The organism is Dermacoccus sp. PE3 (assembly GCF_001021715.1).
Classification (GTDB): domain Bacteria; phylum Actinomycetota; class Actinomycetes; order Actinomycetales; family Dermatophilaceae; genus Dermacoccus; species Dermacoccus abyssi.
Window position 1 is genome coordinate 275,920 of record NZ_LDCM01000005.1, and the last position, 19,882, is coordinate 295,801.

Sequence of the window (19,882 nt, forward strand, 5' to 3'; positions counted from 1 at the left end):
GTTTCCGCCACGCGCGGAAACGGGGCCTCGTCGCACATGTGTGCGAAAGAACGAGTATCCTCACTCGGTGTGACGCGCCTGCAGCCGTCACGAGACCTCGGCAGAAAGGTGGCACGCGGTGGCCTCACGCTCGACGCCCGAAGCCAAGACCGAACGCCTGCTCAACCTCGTCATCGCGTTGCTCTACACGCGCCGCGCGCTGACGAAATCGGCCATCCGGCAGGCGGTGCGTCAGTACGCCGACGCGCCCAACGACGAGGCCTTCGACCGCATGTTCGAGCGCGACAAGGACGAGTTGCGCGATCTCGGCATCCCGCTGCGCACCGAGCACATCGACACGTTCTTCGAGGACGAGACGGGCTACCGCATCGATCGGCGCGAGTACGAACTGCCCGACCTGCACTTCGACGCCGACGAGCTCGCCGTCCTCGGTCTCGCCTCACGCGCGTGGCAGCAGGCGAGCCTCGCCGGCCCCGCCGCGGCGGCCCTGCGCAAGCTCGAAGCGCTCGACATCGAGCACGACGCCGCTTCCGTGGTCGGGCTGGAGCCGCGCATCCGCACGGCCGAGCCCGCCTTCGAGGCCGTCAAGGACGCCGTCATGGAGCGGTGCGCCATCACCTTCGACTACCGCAAGGGTGGGGGAGAGTCGACGCGCCGCTCGCTGCAGCCCTGGACCGTCACCAACCGCAGGGGCCACTGGTACGTCACGGGTTTCGACACCGAACGTGACGCACCCCGCGTCTTCCGGCTCTCCCGGATCGACGGCGCCGTGCGCAAGGTCGGCAAGCCCGGTAGCTACGAGGTGCCCACCGATCACGACGCGCACTCGATGATCGCCGGCACCGAGCGCGTGGCCGACTGGGCGCCCGCCGTGCTGCGGGTGCGCATCGAACGCGGTCACTCGCTCGTGCGTCGCGCCCGCACCGTCGGCGTCGTCGACGACGAGTGGCAGCTCGTCGACATCGAGTACGCCGACCTCGGTGTGCTGGCCGACGAGGTGGCTTCCTTCGGCGCTGACGTGCTCGTCGAGCAGCCACTCGAGCTGCGCGACGCCGTGATCCGCCGCCTGACGGGCGCGCTGCAGGCGATGACGAGCGACGCGACGTCGAGCGAGGCAACATTCGCCGCTGCGGATCACCAGGAGGAGCGGGTATGAGCGAGTCCACCACCCCCATGCCGATCTCCGGCGAGGCCGCGACCACCCGTCTCGCGCGCCTGCTGACCATGGTGCCGTGGCTCATGGGCCGTCAGGGCATCGACATCGAGCAGGCGGCACGCACCCTCGGCGTGAGCCGCAAGCAGATCGAGGCCGACCTCGCCCTCCTCTTCGTGTGCGGCACACCGGGCCACATGCCCGACGACCTCATCGAGGCCGAATGGGAGGAGGGCTACGTCTACGTGCGCAACGCCGACACGATCGCCAAACCGCTGCGCTTCACGCGCGACGAGGCACTCGCTCTCACCGTCGGTCTGCGCACGTTGCTCGATGTTCCCGGCCTCACCGAACGCGACGCCGTGGACCGTGCACTCGCCAAACTCGTCGAGGCGACGGGGGAGAGCGGCGATCCGAGCAACCGGGTGCGCGTCAGCCTCGAACGCGACGGCGACGAGGTGCTGCGCCTGCTGCGCGAGGCGCTCGACGCCTCCCGACGCGTGCACCTGCGCTACGTCGTACCGTCCCGTGACGAGATGACCGAGCGCGACGTCGACCCGATGCGGCTGCTCAACACCGAGGGTCATTGGTACCTCGAGGGCTGGTGCCACCGCGCGCAGGACGTTCGCATGTTCCGTCTCGACCGGGTGGAGTCGGTCGAGGTGCTCGACGCTGCCGCAACGGTGCCCACCGACGCCGCCACGACGGACCTCTCGCGTGGATTCTTCGCCCCCAACGACTCCGACCCGAGCGCTCGCATCAGGCTCGCGCCCGAAGCGGCCTGGGTGGCCGACTACTACCCGTGCCACGACGTCGAGCGCTCCGGCGAGTATCTCGACGTCACGCTGTACGTGGGTGACGGCCGATGGCTGCGCCGCCTGCTGCTGCAGCTCGGCGGTGCCGCCCGCGTGCTGCGTCCCGCCTCGCTCACGGACGACGTCGCCGACGAGGCTCGCCGCGCGCTCGAGGCCTACGGTGTCGACCCGTCCCAGACGGCGCGGGCGCTGTGACTTGGTGGTCGTGGATCATCTTCTGGGTGATCTTCTGGGCCGTGGCCTTCGCCTACCTCGCGAGACGCGTGTGGAAGGTGTGGCCCCACGCACGTGACTTCGGTCGCACCGTGAGTGACGCGCTGGATCGCACCCAAACCGCCCGCGACGAGGCGGACAAGGCTCGCGCCGCGGTGGTCACACGGGGGAGCGGTGAGCTCGTGGTTCGTTCCGGGGCCGACGAATTGGCGTGGGACAAGCCCGCCTCCCATTGGCGCGACCAACTGCGCAGAGCCCGTAAGCGGCGCAAGGAGGAGCGCCTCGACGACCACACGCAGGTGTGGGCCAGTTGGCGTCGTCCTCTAGACTGACCATCAGACCGGGTGGCCCCGCGCCGCTGTGGCACTCTTCGTAAGGACGCTCATGTTTCGCTCTCTCTTCGACAACCCCGTGATCCTGCTCGTACTCATCGTGCTGATCGTTGTGCTGCTCGGCTGGAAGCGTCTGCCCGACATGGCACGCAGCCTCGGCCGTAGCTCCCGCATCCTCAAGAGCGAGATCGACGAGATGAAGTCCGAGAAGCAGTCGAAGGCTTCCTCGGAGACCGTCGAGGGCGAGGCCACGCGTCGCGACGCCGCAGCTCCGCGCGACAACGCTCCGCACGACGGCGCCACCCGCGCCGACGAGCGCCGCGACTACTGAGCACGGGCACCGCACGCACATCGTGGCTCGATTCGGTCGACGCAAAGACAATCCCGAAGCGCGGATGTCCCTCGGGGGGCATCTGCGTGAGTTTCGCAACCGCGCGATCGTCTCCGTCATCGCGATCCTCGTCGGCTGCGTGGTCGGTTGGATTGTCTACCAGGACGTCTACGACTTCCTGAAGCAGCCGATCACCGACATCGCCGCACTTCACCCCGGTTCGAACATCGACGTCAACTTCAACGGCGTCACGGCCCCCTTCAACCTCAAGTTGAAGGTGTCGATGTGGATCGGCTTCATCGTGGCGAGCCCCGTCTGGCTCTGGCAGATCTGGGCGTTCCTCGTGCCCGGCCTCACGAAGAAGGAAAAGCGCCTGGGGCGCATCTTCATCGGTGCCGCCCTCGTCCTGTTCGCCGGCGGTGTCTACATGGGCACTCAGACGTTCACGAACGCGGTCGAGTTGCTGCTGGGAGCCACACCGGACAACGCCTCGAACCTGCCCAGCGCGACCGAGTACTTCTCGTTCGTCACGCGTTTCATTCTCGCGTTCGGGCTGTCGTTCATGCTGCCGATCCTCCTCATGGCACTCAACGTGCTCGGCATCCTCTCGGGCCGCATGATGCTCAAGGGTTGGCGCTTCGCCATCATCGTCATCGCCACCTTCGCGGCCATCATGACGCCCACCCCGGACGTGTGGACGATGTTCCTGCTGTCGGCACCGCTGCTCGTCCTCTTCTACGGCTCTGCCGGACTCGCCCTCGTCCTCGACAAGATTCGAGGCCGACGGGAGGCGAAGTCCCGTCCGGAGTGGATGGAGATCAGCGACGACAAGGCCTCCGCACTCTGATCGGGCGCGGCACGAACACTCGACACAGGCGGGCTACCGAGCGGTGGACCGCCTGTGTCATAGCCTGGTGACCATGTCGTCTCCCGCCGAGAAGTTCGCCCAGGCCGCGTCACGCCGGAAGTTTGACTCGAGTCACCTCGGCCACTTCATCGAGCAGCTGCCCTACCCGCTGGACGAGTTCCAGCGAGCGGCTGCACAGTCGGTCCAGGAGGGGCACAGCGTCCTCGTCGCGGCCCCCACGGGTGCGGGCAAGAGCGTCGTCGGAGAGTTCGCCTGCTACCTCGCCGTCCACACCGGGCGCAAGGCGTTCTACACGACGCCGATCAAGGCCCTGAGCAACCAGAAGTACGCCGACCTCGTCGAACAGCACGGCGAGAAGAACGTCGGCCTGCTCACCGGTGACACCTCGCACAACGGTGAGGCACCCATCGTCGTCATGACGACCGAGGTGCTGCGCAACATGCTGTACGCCGGCTCCTCGACGCTCGCCGGTCTCGGCTTCGTCGTCATGGACGAGGTGCACTACCTCGCCGACCGTTTCCGCGGCGCCGTCTGGGAGGAAGTGCTCATTCACCTGCCCGAGTCGGTGCAGGTCGTCGCCCTGTCGGCCACGGTGAGCAACGCCGAGGAGTTCGGCGACTGGATGCAGCAGGTGCGCGGCGACACCGACGTCGTCATCACCGAGCACCGGCCGGTGCCGCTCTACCAACACATGATGGTCGGGCACTCGATGTACGACCTGCTCGTCCAGGACGACGAGAAGCGCCTCAAGGTGAACCCGCGGCTTCTGGAACGCATCAGTCTCATCACACGCGGATCGCGCGGTGGACGCCGCTTCGACGCGGGGGCTCCGTCCGGTCGCCGCGGGCGCGGTCGGCGTCCGGCACCGCAGAGCAAGCCGGGGGAGTCATTCCGCCCCGCGCACCGCGCCGACGTCATCGACTCCCTCGATCGCGCCGGGTTGCTCCCGGCCATCACGTTCATCTTCAGCCGCAACGGCTGTGAGGCGGCCGTCGCCCAACTCCTCGGGTACGGCACGCAGCTCGTCTCACCCGAGGAGGGGGAGTCGATCCGCGCGTACGTCGCCGAGCGCGTCGCGAACATCCCGACGCAGGATCTCGCCGTCATCGGCTACCACGACTTCGTCGAGGGCCTCACACGCGGCTTCGCAGCCCATCACGCCGGCATGCTGCCGACGTTCCGCGAGATCGTCGAGGAGCTGTTCGTCACGGGTCGGATCAAGGCCGTCTTCGCGACGGAGACGCTGGCCCTCGGCATCAACATGCCGGCGCGCAGCGTCGTGCTCGAACGCCTCGTCAAGTACAACGGCGAGTCGCACGTCGACATCACGCCGGCCGAGTTCACGCAGCTCACCGGACGTGCGGGCCGTCGCGGCATCGACGTGGAGGGCCACGCCGTCGTGCTCTACAACCGCGGTGTCGAAGCAGAGGCCGTAGCCGGGCTCGCGTCACGGCGCACCTACCCGCTGCGCTCCAGTTTCCGCCCGACGTTCAACATGGCCGTCAACCTCGTCCACACCGTCGGGCGCGAACGTGCCCGCGAAGTGCTGGAGTCGTCGTTCGCGCAGTTCCAGGCGGACCGCAGCGTCGTGGGACTGTCGCGCAAGCTGCGTCAGAACGAGGAGGGCCTCGAGGGCTACGCGGAGGCCATGCAGTGCCACCTCGGTGACTTCACCGAGTACGCGGGCATGCGCCGGCGCATCAGCGAGCTGGAGAAGAACGCCGCGAAGAAGCGCGCTGCCGCCGTTCGGGCAGCCGCGGATCGCTCCCTCGGCGAACTCGCCCCCGGCGACGTCGTGCGCATCCCGAGCGGTCGACGTGAGGGCCTCGCCATCGTTGTCAAGGCCAACCGTGGCGGCAAGCGCGAGGGGCCGTCGCCGAGCGTCATCACGGCCGACGGACAGCTGCGCCAGGTGACGTCGAGCGACATCGACGCTCCGCTCGACCCGCTCGCGCGACTGCAGATCCCCAAGGGCTTCACGACGCGCTCGCCCAAGTCGCGCCGCGACCTGGCCGCAACACTGCGGGCCAAGGTGCCGCACGACCCGCCGAAGCCGATGCGTCGCACGGCCATCGAGCCCGACCGTGCGATCACGGCCGAGATCGAGGAGTTGCAGCGCCGCCTGCGGGCGCACCCGTGCCACACGTGCGAGTACCGCGAGGACCACGCGCGCTGGGCCGAGCGCTGGTGGAAACTGCGCCGCGAGACCGACACGCTCGTCTCCAAGATCAACAACCGCACGCACACCGTCGCCAAGCAGTTCGACCGCATCTGCGACGTGCTCGTCGAGTTCGACTACCTCGAGCCGAACGACACCAAGCACGGCGGGCTCGCGCTCACCGAGCGCGGAACGTCGCTCATGCGCCTGTACTCGGACAAGGATCTGCTCACGGCCGAGTGCCTGCGCGCCGGCATCTGGGAGAAGCTCGACGCCCCCTCGTTGGCTGCCGCCGTCTCGGCGCTCGTGCACGAGTCGCGGCGCGACGTCGTGGGGGAGGCGCCACGCATGCCCAACCGGGACGTCGCGGACGCCCTCGAGGAGACGCACAACCTGTGGTCGGTCATCGACGACGCGCTCGTGCAGCACCGCCTCACCGAAATGGCGGCTCCGGACGCGGGCCTCGCGTGGGCGGTTCACCGCTGGACGGCGGGCCAGGGGCTCGAGGCCGTTCTGCGCGACGAGGAACTCACCGCGGGCGACTTCGTGCGACGCTGCCGTCAGCTCGTCGACCTGCTCGATCAGATCGCGGGTGCCGCCCACCACGAGGGCTTGACGAAGACGGCCAAGGCTGCCATCGCCGGCATTCAACGCGGCGTCGTGGCGGCCGACCGTCTCGACTGAACCCGTCGGGTGGAGCTTGCGTCAGCGCGTGAGCGCGGCGGAGAGTCGCTCCGCGCTGCCACCGAGGTCGTAGCGGGCTGCGAAGTCGGCGAACCTGTCAGGCTGTGCAACGCCGTCGGGCAGGGCCGTGACGAGGTCGCCGGGCACCTCGACGTCCAGCGCCACATCGACGACCTTCGGCGCCACATCGAGATAGTCATGAGCGGCTTCCAGCCGCGTTCGGCGCGCTCCCTTGATGCGGGGATCGCCGTTCGCCACGGCCCCACGGATCGCGGCGAGGGTGCCGAACTCGGCGAGCAGCCCGGCCGCGGTCTTCTCGCCGATGCCCGCGACACCAGGCAGTCCGTCGCTCGTGTCGCCGCGCATGACGGCAAGATCGGCGTACGCGCGCCCGCCGGGCACGCCGTACTTCGTCATGAGGAAGCTCTCGTCGACGAGGTCGGGGGCACGCACGCCGCCCTTGGCCGTGTAGAGCACGCGAACGCTCATGGCGTCGTCGACGAGTTGGAAGAGGTCACGATCGCCGGTGACCACGTCGACCGGGCCCTGGCCGGTGAAGCGGTGTGTCAGCGTGCCGATGACGTCGTCCGCCTCGTAGCCGTCGACGCCGAGGCGGGTGATGCCGACGAGCTCGAGCATCTCGCGGATGAGCGGCACCTGCGGCGTGAGTTTCTCCGGTGACTCCTCGGAGCCGTCGGTGCCCTCGAGCACGCGGTGCGACTTGTACGACGGGATGGCCTCGACGCGGAACGCGGGGCGCCAGTCGTTGTCCCAACACGCCACGAGGTCGGTGGGCTCGTAGGTGCTGACGAGCGTCGCGATCATGTCGGTGAAGCCGCGCAGCGCGTTGTTGGGGGTGCCATCCGGTGCCTCCCGCTCGGGCACACCGTAGAAGGCCCGGAAGTACAGGCTCGCGGAATCCAGCAGCATGAGTCGACGCGGCGTCATGAGCGTCATCGTGCCACAGCGCTCGAGGCGTCGAGCCTCAGCGCGCGATCGGGGCGAAGCGTCCGTGAACGTTCTCAACGAGGTCGGCCGGCGCCAACCCGATGTCGAATCCGCGCCGCCCACCCGAGACGTACACCGTCGCCAGGGCTTCCGCGCTCGCGTCGACAACCGTGGCGAGGGCGGTGCGCGTGCCGACGGGGGAGACGCCTCCGAGCACGTACCCGGTGAGACGTTCCACGTCACGCGGTTCGGCGAGGCGACACTTCTTGGCGCCGAGCCCTGCGGCCACGGCCTTGAGGTCGGCCGTCGTCGAGACCGGGACGACGGCGACGCCGAAGGATCCCGAATCCAGCGACACGACAAGGGTTTTGAACACGTGGCTGGGGTCGAGACCGAGAGCTTGCGCGGCTTCGTCACCGTAGGAGGTCACCGACGGATCGTGCTCGTACGGCAGCCCTTCGTACGAGACACCTGCCGCGTCGAGCGCGCGCGTCGCGGGGGTGGTCGGGCCGGTGTTCACGTTTCGAGACGCCATGATCACTGTCTATAGCGCAGTTCGAAGTCGCCCCGAAAGACGACACGCCGCACTTCTCGGGAGTTTCTGCGGCAGGGCCGAAGCGCCGACCCAAGGGGCCCGAATCCGATCCTGACGATCACGTTGAAGGCCCGCCCGTGCGTGGCTATCTTTGCTTGAAGCACGTGACGCGATCGCGTGCGACTATGGACGGGTCTCACACCTAGTAGAAAACTTCCGGCTCCGGCTGGTCGGCCCCAACGGTGTGAGCCCGTCCGTCACACTTTCCCCGCTGACTTATGCTTGTGCGGTGCTCCCTCGTCGCTTCCTTCGCCTGGCCGCCGCAATGGTGGCCGGCCTCGCGCTGTGGCTCGCATTTCCCGATCACGGGCTGTGGTGGACGGTCCCGATCGCCCTGGCACTCTTCGCCGTCAGCGTCCTGCACGTCCGTGCCCGCTGGGGAGCTCTGCTCGGTTTCGTCTTCGGCATGGCGTTCTTCGCGCCGGTGCTCTCGTGGTCGGGTGTGTACGTCGGCACGTTCCCGTGGATGGCGCTCGCCGTCCTGCAGTCGTTGTACTTCGCCGGCATGGGCGCGCTCATCGCGTCCTTTCAGCGTCGACGCCTCGCGCCTGTGCTGGGCGCGGCAGCGTGGGTGACACAGGAGTGGTTGCGCGGCACCACGCCGTTCGGCGGCTTCCCCTGGGCCCGCCTCGCCTTCTCGCAGGCCGACGCCCCGTGGGCGCCCCTCGTCGCGTGGGTGAGCTCACCAGGCCTGACGTTCGTGCTCGCCCTCGCCGGTGGCGCACTCGCCGGGCTGGGCGTGTGGGCGTTCACCTCATGGCGGGGCGTCTCCTCCCGCGAGACGACACAGGCCGATGCGGGTAGCCGCTTTTCCAGCGCTTCCGCCGTCGGCGCAGTGGCTGTCGGGGCCGTGGCCCTTCTCGCGGGCTCCGTCATCACACCCCCGACGGAGGGGCGCACCATCGACATCGCCGGCATCCAGGGCAACGTGCCGACCGCGGGTCTCGACTTCAACGCTCAGCGCCGCGCCGTGCTCGACAACCACGTGCGAGCCAGCGAGAAGCTCGCCGACGCCGTCGCGGCCGGCGCCACACCCAAACCTGACATCGTCGTGTGGCCCGAGAACGCCTCCGACATCGACCCCAAGCGCAACGCCGACACCCGTGACGAGATCGCGGGCGCGCTGCGCCGACTGGACGCGCCGCTCGTCGTCGGAGCGGTCCTGTCCGAGCCGATGCCGAAGGTCTCGAACGCCTCGATGCTCTACCTTCCGGGCAAGGGCCTGAGCGACACCTACGTCAAACAGCACCCGGTGCCGTTCGGCGAGTACATCCCGTACCGCTCGTTCTTCCGCACGTTCTCCAAGCAGGTCGATCTCGTGCGCGCGGACTTCACCCAGGGACAGAAGGTCGGGGTGTTCTCCGTGCCCACGAAGTCCGGCGCAGTGAAGGCGGCACCGATCATCTGCTTCGAGGTGGCCTACGACGACCTCCTGCGCAAGCCGGCGAACCGTGGCGCGCAGCTCTTCCTCGTTCAGACGAACAACGCGACGTTCGGCTACACCGCCGAGTCGACGCAGCAACTCGCCATCTCGCGCCTGCGCGCGCTCGAGTACGGCCGCTCGATCGCGCACGTCTCCACCGTCGGTGTGAGCGCGCTCATCACCCCGGACGGCGTGACGCACGAACGCACGTCGCTGTTCACCCAGGCGGTGCTGACGGGGGAGTTGCCACTGCGCTCGCAAGCCACGCTCGCTCAGCGTCTCGGCCGCGCGCCCGAGATCGTGGCGACGGCGGCCTGCGTCATCGCGTTCGCGCTGAATCTGCGCCGCGGGCGGAAATCTTCGCGCGCCGTCGTTCGTTGAACCTGATGTGACTACCTACTCGAGTCGTCCTCGCCGCAAGGGCTGGGCGCGTTGGCTGATGCTGGCGCTGCTCGTCATCCCCGTCATCGAGGTGTTCATCATCATCAAGATGGGGCAGACGATCGGCGGATGGCCGACGTTCGGCCTCCTCGTCCTGTGGTCCGCGCTGGGTGCGTGGATCGTCAAGCGTGAGTCGGGTCGTGCCTTAGGGGCGCTGCGCCAGGCGTTCGGTTCCGGACGGATGCCTGCGCGAGAACTCTCGGACGCTGCCCTCATCCTCGTCGGCGGCACGCTGCTGCTCGCACCGGGTTTCTTCACCGACTTCCTCGGCCTGTTCTTCCTCCTGCCGTTCACGCGTCCGTTCACGCGCAAGCTGCTCGAGAAGGTCGTGGCCGCCAAGCTCCTCGGCTCGGTCCAGGTGGCGAGCTTCGGCCCCGGCGGCTTCTCTGCCACCCGCGGGTTCGGCGGGCCAGATCCGCTGAGCCGGCCATACCCCACCTCGGACAGCTTCGGCGGTTACGGGTCGACCTCCTCGACGCACACCTCGTCGCGTCGGCGCACTCGATCTGCGTCCGACGACGTCGTCGAGGGCGAGATCATCGACTGACGCGCTCACGCGCCACACACGAAGGCCGGTCACCCTCTCGGGGTGACCGGCCTTCGTGGTGGACGAGCGCGGCTCGTCAGGACTTCTTCTTGCGCGGCTTCTCGCCACGCGACTCGCGCAAGAGCGTCAGACGCTCGTCGAGCAGTTCCTCCAGCTCGGGAACGGAACGACGCTCGAGGAGCATGTCCCAGTGCGTACGGGCCGGCTTGACGGGCTTGCGCTCCGGCTCGGGGCCGTCGATGAGCTTGGCCTCGAGGCCGCAACGGCACTCCCAGAGCGCCGGCACGTCGGCCTCGACGGAGAAGGGCAGTTCCACGACGTGCCCCTGCTCGCAACGGTAGCTGACCATCTGACGCTCGCTGAAGGCGATGCCCTCGTCCGTCTCGAGAGAGAGGGTGCTGAGGTTGGTACCTCGCAGAGAACGTTCGGCCATGGATGTCTCCCAACTTCACACGTACAGCGCGTCTGTTTGGTGAGAGCGCTCACCGCGCTGCTTCACGCAGAACAACGCCACAGACGTGACAAATGTTCCATCTGTCATCGTATGGCCTCAAGCGGCCCGCGACCAAAGCGTCAGCCCTGGCCGGCGCGCGCCATGCCGCGCTCGACGTCGACGCGGGAGAGCAGGTAGGCGCCGAGAGCGAAGAACATGACGAGCGCGATGATCGACAGACGGTAGGAACCGGTGAGCTGGTGGACGAGGCCGAACGTCAGGGTGCCGAACCAACTCGTGCCGCGTTCCATGGCCTGGTAGAGGCTGAAGTACTCCGACTCTCGCCCGAGCGGTACGAGCTTGCTGTAGACCGAACGGCTGAGCGCCTGCGAACCACCGAGCACGATGCCGATGCCGACGCCGAGGCACAGCCACAGCGCGAACTGCTTCTCGGGCAGGAAGAACGCGACGGCGATGACGAGGGTCCACAGGCCGAGCGAGAGCAGGATGGCCTTCTTGGCGCCCATGACGGCCGCGAGGCGGCCGAACAACAGGGCGCCGAGGAACGCCACGAACTGCACGAGCAGGATCGTCACGATGAGCTGGCTGTCGCCGAAGCCGAGCTCCTCCTTGCCGTACAGGCTGGCCGAGACGATGACCGTCTGGATGCCGTCGTTAAAGAAGAGGTAGGCGAGGAGGAATACGAGGGTGTCGGGGTAGTGCTTGAGTTCACGGAACGTGCTCGTGAGCTGACGCAGGCTGCCGCGCACGGTTCCGGCGTCACTCGCCGCCGCGGGGCGTTCGGGGTGGCGCACGTCCTTGAGCCCGAGCACGGGGATGAGCGTGAAGATCGCCCACCACAGGCCCGCGCTGAGGAGGCTCACGCGGACGGCTTCGCCCGTGCTGAGGCCGATCTTGTCGTGCAGCGTGACAACGGCCAGGTTGGCCGCGAGGAGCAAGCCACCGCCCAGGTAGCCCAGAGCCCAACCGCGCGAACTGACACGGTCACGTTCCGACTCGTCGCTGATCCGCACGAGCAGGCCGTCGTAGACGACGAGGGAGGCACCGAGGCACTGGTTGGCGATGATGAGGAGCACTACGCCGAGCTGCCAGTTCGTACCGGTGACGAAGAACATCGCCGACGCCGCGGCTGCGCCCACCCAGGCGAACGCACCGAGCAGGCGCGAGGGGCGCTGTACCCGGTCGGCGATGGCGCCGACGAGAAGCAGGAGGACGGCGCTCAGGATCGTCGAGACGGTGATCGTGTACGGCGCGAGCGAGCCGGGGGAGACCGGGATGCCGAGCACCGAGAGATTCGCGTGACATGCGACGTCCGTGGGCTGATCAGGGCAGGCCGCCGCTTTGGCGACGGACGTGAGATAGGGCGAGAACAGCACCGTCGACGTCGTCGTGACGAAGGCCGAGTTGGCCCAGTCGTACCAGTACCAGCTGCGTTGGCGACGGGCGCGCGTGGCGGCGTCGGGCGCGAGAGGCGAGGCGGCTGCGGTGTTCACGGGTGAAGCGTGTCACATCCGCGGCTCGTGCGGACGTGACTGTCCCCAACCCGCATTGGCGGTGGGGAAAGCGACCGCCCCGGGGCACCGTTCGGCGTCTCGGGGCGGAGCGTGTCAGCTGTTCAGCGCTGCTTGTCGATGAAGCGGTCAGCGGCGCCGGTGGCCTTGTCGATCTTGGCCGTGTGCTTGCGGCCCGTCTTGGAGTCGACGAACGAACCGGCGCGCTGCGTCGCCTGACGCACCTTCTCCGGGTTCTGTCGCACGTACTTGCGGCCCTGGGCGATCGCCTGGGACAGGAGGTTGATCTTCATGGCCTGAATCTTAGTCGAGGGGTCTCGACGCGCCCGGGAGCAGAAGGGCCGCAAGGTCGTCGGCCGAATCGACGACGGCGGCGGCGCCCGCGTCACGCAGTTCGTCGGGTGCGGCGTAACCCCACGAGACGCCGATCGTCGCGATGCCGTGCTTCGCGGCGCCCTCGACGTCGTGCAGGCGGTCACCGACCATGACGACGTCCGCATCCGGTTCGCGCTGCAGGTGGGCCAGGGCTCGAGCGATGACGTCGGCCTTCGTGTCGCGGGGGTTCGTCACGTCGGCGCCGAAGACGCCCTCGAGGCCGCCTGCAAGGTGCGGCGCGAGGCCGAAGTGCTCGACGATTCGTCGCGCCGTCGCCTGTGGTTTCGAGGTGGCCACGGCCACGGTCGTCCCGGCGTCCGCGAGCCCGGCGAGCACGTCACGGATGCCGGGGTGTAGCTCGTTGTCGAACAGCCGGCCTGCCTCGTAGTCGGTGCGATAGGTGGTGACGACCTCGTCCACGCGTTCGGGTGGCAGACCGATTCCTTCGAGCGAGACGCGAAACGGCGGGCCGACGAAGGAGTTGAGGACGTCGTCGCTCGGCACCTCGAGGCCGTGGTGCGTCAGGGCGGTCCGCATCGAGGAGGTGATGCCCGGCGCCGAGTCGGACAACGTGCCGTCGAGGTCGAAGAGGACGAGGCTCACTCGGGTACCGGGGCTCCAGCGCGTCATGCGCCCATCCTCACAAACACGCCTCGTGCACGACGAAACGGCCGCCTCACCCGAGGATGCGACGGCCGTTTCGTGCGAGCAGAAGGTCAGACGCGCGCGTACTTCGACCGTGCCGCCGAGTACACGGCGAAGGCCACGAACCCGATGCCGATGACGGCCACCATGACGGAGCCGAGCGGCTTGTCGAGCAGCGATTTCAGCGCCGTGTCGAGGCCGCCCGTGTCCTTCGGGTCGTGCGTGATGGCGCCGTTGACGAAGAACACGCCCGTGAGGACGAGGGCCAGGCCCTTGAGCGAGTACCCGATGACGCCCGACCACTCGGCCCACTTGCCCGGGTTGTTCTGCAGGTCCTCGAAGAACTTCTTCTTGACGCCCTTGACGACGTGGTAGATGCCGACGCCGACGATCACCGCACCGGCCAGGCCCACGAGGATGACTCCGGCGGTGTTCTCCATGAGCTTGCCGGTCATCGAGGCGTTCTGCTGCTTGCTCGAACTGCTCTGGCCGCGCGCGAGCGTCATGATGCACATGCCCGAGAGCACGGCGTAGGTGCCCGCTTTGGCCGCGGCCTTGAGCCGCGTCTTCGCCTCGTGGAAGGAGAGGCACGCCTCGCCGATCTGCCAGAACGCGAGCGCCGCCCAGCCGAACGCGCCGATGCCGAGCAGGACCTTGCCCCAGGTGTTCTCGGTCAGCATCCCCAGGGCGCCGCCCTGGTCCGCGGAGCCACCTCCGCCCGTGGCCAGACGGACGGCGACGATGCCGATGAGCAGGTGCATGACGGCGTTGGCCGCGTAGCCGATACGCGCCGCGCGCTCCACCCACGGGTGGTTGGCGGCGTCGTTGATCGCCTCCTGTGCGTCATCGGCGATGTCGGGCTTATTGTCGCCCATGCGCTGAGCTGCAGTGTTCACGGCGTCTCCTCGGTCATGGCCAGGGTGAGCACCTCGGCCTGGGGCAGCCAGGCCAGTTCCGCAGCATCCACGATGATCTTGGCGCCGCGTGCGCCGCCGCCGACGAGCACCTCGCCGCGTTCGACGACCCGCTCGTCGATGAGGAGCTTCCAGTCGCTCGGCAGGCCGACGGGCGTGATGCCGCCGCGCACCATGCCGCTTTCGACCTCCGTCTCGCTTTGGTCGGCGAACGAGATCTTGCGCGCCCCGAGGTGGCGACGCACGACGCCGTTGATGTCGGCCTTGTCGGTGGCCAACACGAGGACGGCGGCCGTCGTCTTCGTCTCCCCGCGCCGGCCCGTCACGACGACACAGTTGGCGCTCGCGGCAGGGTCGACGTCGTAGGCGTCACAGAACGCAGCGGTGTCGGCCAGGTGCGGGTCGATGATCGCGACGCGCGCGCTCGGCACCGTGTTCACCGCGTCGGCAACGGGTTTCGCGACGTCGTCGAGGCGCTCGGCGAGGGGCGCCCACGAGAGGTTTCCTTCGAGTGATGGCATGTGCGGATGCTACGACGGATGCGGCCTTCTGGGGTCGAGGTCAGCTGTGGCGCGCGGATGCGCGTCAGGTCGCGTCCCCAAGGGTGAGTTCTCGGCGCGAGGTGAACACGCGAGTGCGCCCGTCGAGGGGATCGACGAACTCGAGGCGTCGCGCCAACAGCTGCAGGGGAGTGGAGTAGTCGTCGATGTCGACGGCGAGCTCGCGTGGATAGAGCGGGTCGCCGCAGATCGGTACACCGAGCCCGCTCATGTGGACACGCAGTTGGTGGGTGCGACCGGTGCTCGGTTCGAGCCGGTAGAGGCCGATCTGGTGGACACGTGCGTCGTCCTCGTCGCCCGCCGTGACAACGCGCCGCTCCTCGAGGTGGACGTCGGTGACGGCGTTGATCGCCGCGCCCGCCACCTCGTACGCCTGCGCAGTGCCGTGGTCCTTGCGGATGTGCGATTCCACGCGACGCGGAAGTTCCAGGTCGTCACGCAGGGGAGCGAGCGCCTCGTATGTCTTCGCCGGGACGCGCGCTTCGAACATGCGCTGGTAGGGAGCTCGCCAACGCTGTTCGGTGGTGAGGACGAGTACGCCCGCCGTCAGCCGGTCGAGGCGGTGGGCCGGCCCGAGTTCGGGCAGGTCGAGCATCTCGCGCGCCTTGACGACGACCGATTGCGTGACGTGGCGACCACGGGGGATCGAGGCCATGAAGTGCGGCTTGTCGACCACGACGATCCGCTCGTCGACATGCAGGACGTCGAGCTCGAACGGAAGCTCCGGCTCGGGCCGCAGGTCACGGTGGAAGTGCACGAACGTGTGGGGACGGTAGATCTCGTCACCGTTCCAGGGGCGTCCGTCGTCGTCGACGAAACGCCCGTCGGCGAGCATCGCGTCGACGTCGACCTCTGCGGGAAGCTTGTGGCGCAGGAAGTCACGCATCGATGCCCACGGCATCGGGTTCGCGGGGTCGCGATCCGGCGTGCGCACCCACGCGGCCCGCAGCCCGTGACGCATGGGCAGCGGGGAGTGCGTTGGCATGTCGGGTGACTCAGCTCCGCTCTGCGGCAGCAGCGAGTGCGGCCAGGCCCTTGTCGAAGTCCTTCTCCACCCTCTTGTTCATGCGGAACACCGTGAAGAAGATCTTCTGCGCGACGCTCTGCGGACCGGTCATCGCCCAGCCGGCGTCCGTGCCGCCGTCGGCGCTCGGACGAAGGTCGAAGACGGTCGTGTTGTCCGACGAGAACGGCTCGGTGAACGTCAGCGCGACGGTGATGCGCTCCGGCGTCGACTCGGTGATCTTCATGTGCCCGGAGCCGGCCTTCTTGTTGCCCTTCCAGGCGTAGCGGCTGCCGACCCCCTGCTCGGGGCCCTCGTATGTACGGGTCATGTTGTCGTCGAGTCCCTCCCACGGCGACCACTGCGGCCAGTTGCGGAAGTCGTCGATGAGAGCGTGGATCTGCGACGGTGCGGCGCTCGTGTGACGCGCGCGGCTCACCTTGAATTCACCCATGCGCACAGGGTAAGCGGATGCGGAGCAGAACCCGCCACGGCGCAGTCCGCCGGACTACCGTGTCGAGCATGGCTCTCATCAACGCACTCACCGGCAACGCCTCGCTCATGAAGGAGGAGAAGGCGCGCGAGCAGTACGGGCCGTGGCTGCTCGAGAACGAGCGCCTCGAGGGCGCTTTCGAACTCGTTCTCGACTCGTTCTGCCTGACGAATCTGCGCCTCATCGCCCTCGACCGGGAGGGGCCGGTCAACCCGAAGGTCGACGTCCGTTCCATCCCGCTCGCGTCGATCGTCGACGTGACTGCTCGGACGGCAGGCATCGGCATCGACGACTCGGATCTCACGGTCACCTACATCACGTCGCCCCGGCTGCGAGCACACACGGTGGAGTACAGCACCATGACCTTCACCTTCAACAAGAGCTTCGACATTGCGGGGCTGTACCGCCACCTCATGACGATCGCGCAGCGCAACTACGCGTCGCTCAACGACGCCTGACGCCTACGCTGGGCCGATGCCCGCACGAGCCGATCTCATTCCTGACGCCTTCCGCGCTCGCGTCGCGGGACGCCCGGCCGACGCCGACGGGGGAATCGACGGCGACACGTGGCTCGCGTCACTGCCGCGTCTGCTCGACGAGTGCCTGTCGACGTGGAAGGCACAGCCCGAGGGCCCCACCGCGTTCGGTGAGTGTGCACTCGTCGTCCCGGTCAGGGTCGGCAAGGAGCGCGCGTCGTTGAAGGTGACGTGGCCCCACGCGGAGGCTCGTCACGAGCACCTCGCACTGCGCGCGTGGCGCGGTACGGGCGCCGTCCGCATGAGAGCGGCCGATCCCGCGCGGTGGGCCTTGCTTCTCGAGCGCTGCGAGCCTGCCGTGCGCCTTCACGAGATGTCGGCTCTCGACGCCTGCGAGACGATCGGACTCATCCACGCCCGGCTCACCCACCCGGCATTGCCACAACTCGACACCGCGAGCGCGTGGTGTGCCCGCATCCGGGAGCGCCTCGAGTCGTCACCGCCGCCGATGCCGCGGCGGTTCGTGCAGCAGGGCATCGCACTCGCCCGCGACCTGCCGCAGGCTGATCGAATCGACGCCACCCTCGTGCACTCCGACCTCCACGACGACAACGTCATGCAGACCCGGCGGGCGGGCACGGTGGACGGGTTCGTCGCCATCGACCCCAAACCCCTCGCGGGAGAGCCGGCGCTCGCCGTCGCACCGCTGCTGTGGAACCGCTGGGACGAAGCTGCCGGGGCGTACAACCTGCGCAACCACCTGCGCTTTCGCGTCGACTACGCCTGCGACCCCATGGGCGTCGCACCCGAACGTGCGCGCGCCTGGAGCATCCTGCGGCTCCTCGACAACGCGTGGTGGGATGCCCACGCAGCGCTTCGGCCCGGAGCTGCGGCTCCTGACCTGACGAAGGCCGTGTCGATCATCAAGGCGATGCAGGGCTGACAGCGTTCTCCACCTCCGCGGTCGGTACATGGGCCACGGCTTCAGTCTCGGGAAGGCTGTACCAGTGCAGAGCGGGAACGGGCACGACGCACCGGGCCGGACGATGGTCGCCGAGCCACGCGCGGTACACGGCGTCAACGCGTGGCCACAGTTCGACGTCGGTGACGTAGACGCGCACCTGCGCCAAGGCGTCGCGTGGTGCACCTGCCGCCGCGGGCACCCGGTCGAGGTTGGTGAAGACAAGTTCGGCTTGCCCCTCAAGGTCCAGGTCAGTGCGCGGGGTGCCTGTCTCGTCGAGGGGGAGTTGACCCGACGACGAGGCGCGGCACCTGGTCGACGGCGTCGGCGCGCTCGAGTTCGTGCCACGCCAGGTCGTGGCCGATGACCTGGCTTCCGGAACCGGCCACGAGGACGATCGTGTCCGGCGCCGTGTGGCCGAGGTCTTCCCAGATCTCGTAGGCCTGGGTCTTGATGCCCTGGATGAACATGGGGTGCCAGTTGTGGGAGGCGTAGGCGCGTTCTTCGGCCTGCCGCAGGGCTTCGGCGGAGCAGTCGTCGCGCGTGCCGGGGACGATCTGGATCTCGGCGCCGTGGGCACGCGTCTGCGAGATCTGGCCCGGTGACGTGCCTTCGGGGACGAGGACGCGTGCGCTGATGCCGGCGGCGGCCGCGTAGGCGGCGAACGACGAGCCGCCGTTACCGGACGAATCCTCGAGCGCCTCGCGCTGACCGGCGTCGGCCAGCGCGGTGATCATCGTGGAGACGCCGCGGTCCTTGCACGAGCCGGTGGGGTTGCAGTACTCGAGCTTGAACTTGAGCATCTCGCCGTCAACTTCGCTCGTCACGAGGGGCGTCATGCCCTCGCCGAGGGAGATTTCGCGTTCGAACGTCACAGGCAGGGCGCGGCGGTAGCGCCAGATCGAACGCTCCGTGGCGTCGACGTCGTCGCACGTGATGCCGGGCTGGTCGTCGTAGGAGAGCGGCGATCCGTCGTCACCGCGCCAGCGGGAGTGATCGACCGGGTACGTACTGCCGGAGCGGTCGCGAAGCATGAGCCCATCATCGAATCGTGTGAGCCGGGCCACAAGGGAGGGTTAGCCCGTGGTCACACCGGAGTACCGCCCAGGTCGGCCAGCAGCGCCTCGATGTCTGACCAAGCGCTCGCACCCAGTTGTCGGTCGGCCTGCTCACTGCCGCCGCGGGCCATCACGTGCCCTCCGGTGGCGACAGGCTCGCCGGGCAGGATCGTGCGGTGGCCGGCTACTTCGTCGGCCACGAGGACGGTCTCGAGGCCGTGCTCGGTGCGTCGCCGAGCGATGCGTTCAGCGAAGTCAGCGGAGGGCCAGACCTGATCGTCCCCGCCTGCGACCGCGATGACGTGGGGGATCCGTTCCACGGCGATGGTGGCGGCGTCACGGACTCGCTCGGGCGCTTGCTCGAGCGAGGAATAGTAGAGGTCGAGGAAGGAGGGCGTCGCGTCGTCGGGCCAGTGGCCCTCGGAGAACGCGACATAGGGCCGCGCCTGACCGCGGAAGGTCCAGTGGCTGGTGGCAGTTCCGTCAGGGCGGATGCCACACCACACGACGCTGCTTGGAGCGAACGCCACCACCGCGTCCACGAGGACCCCGCCGTCCTGGGCCGCTGCGGCCAGCACACCCTCGGCTCCGAAGGACGTGCCGACGAGGACGACGTGGTCGCACTCGCGGCGCAGCGCCCCGGCGCGATCGAGGAAGGTCTCGAGAGGGACGTCGTAGGGGCCGACGTTCTGACCGGGGCCGCCGAACCACGTCATCGTCTCCGCGACGCATCCCTTCGCTGCGAAGATCTTCGCTCGGGGGTCATCGAGACGGCCGCTCGAGCCGGCGACCGTAAGAACACCGACGCCATTGGGCACGTGTGGCCGAATCCGAAAGCCGGTGCCGTCCGAGAAGGGTTCACGCGTCGCTTGGTGGCCCATGGTTCGACGGTAACCGAGGGCACCGTTTCGTCACGACACCGAG

At 68.4% G+C, this 19,882-nt stretch carries 23 protein-coding genes; 10 read left to right on the forward strand and 13 right to left on the reverse strand.

Translation table 11 applies throughout. From position 1 onward, the window contains the following. Positions 1–118: 118 nt before the first annotated feature. From AA983_RS13795 to AA983_RS13820, 6 genes are all read left to right on the forward strand, one after another. Positions 119–1,156: a YafY family protein gene (locus AA983_RS13795; protein WP_047312840.1), complete on the forward strand. Its 1,038-nt coding sequence runs from the start codon at positions 119–121 to the stop codon at positions 1,154–1,156. Beyond that, positions 1,153–2,163, forward strand: coding sequence for a YafY family protein (locus tag AA983_RS13800; RefSeq protein ID WP_047312841.1), 1,011 nt, complete (start codon positions 1,153–1,155; stop codon positions 2,161–2,163). The genes AA983_RS13795 and AA983_RS13800 overlap by 4 nt, the downstream gene beginning before the upstream one ends. Beyond that, complete coding sequence (locus AA983_RS13805; protein ID WP_047312842.1) at positions 2,160–2,513, forward strand: hypothetical protein; 354 nt, start codon at positions 2,160–2,162, stop codon at positions 2,511–2,513. Before AA983_RS13800 ends, AA983_RS13805 begins: the two co-directional genes overlap by 4 nt. A 52-nt stretch (positions 2,514–2,565) precedes the next feature. Further along, positions 2,566–2,844, forward strand: coding sequence for a Sec-independent protein translocase subunit TatA (tatA, locus tag AA983_RS13810; protein WP_047312843.1), 279 nt, complete (start codon positions 2,566–2,568; stop codon positions 2,842–2,844). A gap of 64 nt (positions 2,845–2,908) precedes the next feature. Beyond that, positions 2,909–3,691 (forward strand): twin-arginine translocase subunit TatC, encoded by a 783-nt coding sequence (tatC, locus tag AA983_RS13815; RefSeq protein WP_047312844.1) that lies wholly within the window; start codon positions 2,909–2,911, stop codon positions 3,689–3,691. A gap of 73 nt (positions 3,692–3,764) precedes the next feature. Continuing rightward, complete coding sequence (locus AA983_RS13820) at positions 3,765–6,554, forward strand: RNA helicase (RefSeq protein ID WP_047312910.1); 2,790 nt, start codon at positions 3,765–3,767, stop codon at positions 6,552–6,554. Positions 6,555–6,575: 21 nt separating this feature from the next. On the opposite strand, the gene AA983_RS13825 is transcribed toward AA983_RS13820, so the two are convergent. Both AA983_RS13825 and ybaK read right to left on the reverse strand, forming a co-directional pair. Beyond that, entirely contained in the window at positions 6,576–7,502 is a 927-nt protein-coding gene (locus AA983_RS13825; protein ID WP_047312911.1) for a 5'-3' exonuclease, read from the reverse strand. Positions 7,503–7,539: 37 nt separating this feature from the next. Continuing rightward, the gene (ybaK, locus tag AA983_RS13830) at positions 7,540–8,037 is read right to left on the reverse strand and encodes a Cys-tRNA(Pro) deacylase (protein WP_047312912.1); all 498 of its coding nucleotides are present in this window, start codon (positions 8,035–8,037) and stop codon (positions 7,540–7,542) included. Positions 8,038–8,326: 289 nt separating this feature from the next. Here ybaK and lnt point away from each other — a divergent pair, with 289 nt between their 5' ends. Both lnt and AA983_RS13840 read left to right on the forward strand, forming a co-directional pair. Continuing rightward, entirely contained in the window at positions 8,327–9,901 is a 1,575-nt protein-coding gene (gene lnt / locus AA983_RS13835; protein ID WP_231579618.1) for an apolipoprotein N-acyltransferase, read from the forward strand. Between the two features lie 7 nt (positions 9,902–9,908). Further along, entirely contained in the window at positions 9,909–10,508 is a 600-nt protein-coding gene (locus tag AA983_RS13840; RefSeq protein WP_231579619.1) for an FxsA family protein, read from the forward strand. A gap of 76 nt (positions 10,509–10,584) precedes the next feature. Here AA983_RS13840 and AA983_RS13845 read toward each other — a convergent pair whose 3' ends face one another. The 8 genes from AA983_RS13845 to AA983_RS13880 form a co-directional block, all read right to left on the reverse strand. Then, entirely contained in the window at positions 10,585–10,941 is a 357-nt protein-coding gene (locus AA983_RS13845; protein WP_047312847.1) for an RNA polymerase-binding protein RbpA, read from the reverse strand. Between the two features lie 140 nt (positions 10,942–11,081). Then, a complete protein-coding gene (locus AA983_RS13850) occupies positions 11,082–12,455 on the reverse strand; it encodes an MFS transporter (RefSeq protein WP_047312848.1) in 1,374 nt (457 codons plus the stop codon). Positions 12,456–12,577: 122 nt separating this feature from the next. Then, positions 12,578–12,766, reverse strand: coding sequence for an antitoxin (locus AA983_RS13855; protein ID WP_047312849.1), 189 nt, complete (start codon positions 12,764–12,766; stop codon positions 12,578–12,580). Between the two features lie 10 nt (positions 12,767–12,776). Continuing rightward, the gene (locus AA983_RS13860) at positions 12,777–13,478 is read right to left on the reverse strand and encodes an HAD hydrolase-like protein (protein WP_047312850.1); all 702 of its coding nucleotides are present in this window, start codon (positions 13,476–13,478) and stop codon (positions 12,777–12,779) included. 86 nt (positions 13,479–13,564) lie between these two features. Then, positions 13,565–14,389 carry a DUF1206 domain-containing protein gene (locus AA983_RS13865; protein WP_052947156.1) on the reverse strand — a complete coding sequence of 275 codons (825 nt, stop codon included), beginning with the start codon at positions 14,387–14,389 and terminating at the stop codon, positions 13,565–13,567. After that, positions 14,386–14,928, reverse strand: a complete 543-nt coding sequence (locus AA983_RS13870) for a YbaK/EbsC family protein (RefSeq protein ID WP_047312851.1) — start codon at positions 14,926–14,928, stop codon at positions 14,386–14,388. The genes AA983_RS13865 and AA983_RS13870 overlap by 4 nt, the downstream gene beginning before the upstream one ends. 64 nt (positions 14,929–14,992) lie before the next feature. Continuing rightward, positions 14,993–15,952, reverse strand: coding sequence for a pseudouridine synthase (locus tag AA983_RS13875; protein ID WP_047312852.1), 960 nt, complete (start codon positions 15,950–15,952; stop codon positions 14,993–14,995). Between the two features lie 10 nt (positions 15,953–15,962). Next, positions 15,963–16,424: an SRPBCC family protein gene (locus AA983_RS13880; protein WP_047312853.1), complete on the reverse strand. Its 462-nt coding sequence runs from the start codon at positions 16,422–16,424 to the stop codon at positions 15,963–15,965. A gap of 68 nt (positions 16,425–16,492) precedes the next feature. On the opposite strand from AA983_RS13880, the gene AA983_RS13885 reads away from it, so the two are divergent. Beyond that, a complete protein-coding gene (locus AA983_RS13885; RefSeq protein ID WP_047312854.1) occupies positions 16,493–16,921 on the forward strand; it encodes a PH domain-containing protein in 429 nt (142 codons plus the stop codon). 16 nt (positions 16,922–16,937) lie between these two features. Further along, a complete protein-coding gene (locus AA983_RS13890; RefSeq protein ID WP_047312855.1) occupies positions 16,938–17,882 on the forward strand; it encodes an aminoglycoside phosphotransferase family protein in 945 nt (314 codons plus the stop codon). Here the strand turns inward: AA983_RS13890 and AA983_RS15865 are convergent. Genes AA983_RS15865 through AA983_RS13905 form a run of 3 tightly spaced genes read right to left on the reverse strand, consistent with a single transcriptional unit; the run spans position 17,863 to position 19,839 of the window. Continuing rightward, the gene (locus tag AA983_RS15865) at positions 17,863–18,150 is read right to left on the reverse strand and encodes a RidA family protein (protein ID WP_047312914.1); all 288 of its coding nucleotides are present in this window, start codon (positions 18,148–18,150) and stop codon (positions 17,863–17,865) included. The genes AA983_RS13890 and AA983_RS15865 overlap by 20 nt on opposite strands. 1 nt (position 18,151) lies before the next feature. After that, positions 18,152–18,934 (reverse strand): pyridoxal-phosphate dependent enzyme, encoded by a 783-nt coding sequence (locus AA983_RS15870; RefSeq protein ID WP_052947158.1) that lies wholly within the window; start codon positions 18,932–18,934, stop codon positions 18,152–18,154. A 53-nt stretch (positions 18,935–18,987) separates the two neighbouring features. Further along, complete coding sequence (locus AA983_RS13905) at positions 18,988–19,839, reverse strand: alpha/beta fold hydrolase (protein ID WP_047312856.1); 852 nt, start codon at positions 19,837–19,839, stop codon at positions 18,988–18,990. Positions 19,840–19,882: the final 43 nt, after the last annotated feature.